Origin of the sequence: Nonomuraea turkmeniaca (assembly GCF_005889735.1) — a bacterium.
GTDB lineage: Bacteria > Actinomycetota > Actinomycetes > Streptosporangiales > Streptosporangiaceae > Nonomuraea > Nonomuraea turkmeniaca.
Map to the genome: position 1 here is coordinate 1 of NZ_VCKY01000568.1, position 881 is coordinate 881.

Genomic DNA, 881 nt, shown 5'->3' on the forward strand with positions numbered 1-881 from the left:
AACGTCAGCCGTACCGCAGGTGCGGTCGCAGCGGACTGCTGCTGCCCGCCGTGTCGCTCGGTCTGTGGCACAACTTCGGTGAGGGCAAGCCGGTCGAGAGCCAGCGGGCGATCCTGCACAAGGCGCTCGATCTCGGCATCACTCATTTCGACATCGCCGACCGCTACGGGCCGCCGTTCGGCGCCGCGGAGGCGGCCTTCGGGCGGATCTTCCCGAAGGCGCTGCGCGACGAGGTCGTCGTCACCACCAAGGGCAGCAACCCCATGTGGGACGGCCCGTACGGTTATGGCAACTCGCGCAAGCATCTGCTGGCCACGCTGGACCGGTCGCTGGCCCGGCTCGGTCTGGACTACGTCGACATCTTCTACCTGCACCGGGAGGACGAGGAGACGCCGCTGGAGGAGCAGGCGGCCACGCTCGACCACATGGTGCGCACCGGGCGGGCTCTGTACGTCGGCGTCTCGAACTTCTCGCCCGAGCGCACCGCCGAAATGGCCCGGCTGCTGCGCGGGCTGGGCACCCCGCTGCTGGTGCACCAGCCGTCGTACTCGCTGCTCAACCGGCGCATCGAGGAGTCCCTGCTGGGCGTGCTGGAGCAGGAAGGCGTCGGCTGCGTGGTGTACTCGCCGCTGGCCCAGGGGCTGCTGACCGACCGCTATCTGGGCGGCATCCCGGCCGACTCCCGGGCCGCCGAGGGGCGCTTCCTCACCGCCGACCGGGTGACGCCCCAGGTGCTGACGTTCGTCCGGGCGCTGGGCGAGATCGCCGCCGCCCGCGGGCAGACGGTCGCGCAGCTGGCGCTGGCGTGGGCGCTGCGCGACCCGCGGATCACCTCGGTGCTCGTCGGCGCCTCCAGCCCCGAGCAGCTGGAGGCCAACGTG

Annotated in this window: 1 protein-coding gene; it reads left to right on the plus strand. The window is 71.5% G+C overall.

Going from position 1 to position 881, the window contains the following annotated elements; genetic code table 11:
- On the plus strand, positions 1-881 hold an 881-nt coding region (locus ETD86_RS54565; RefSeq protein ID WP_138674414.1), incomplete at both ends, for an aldo/keto reductase.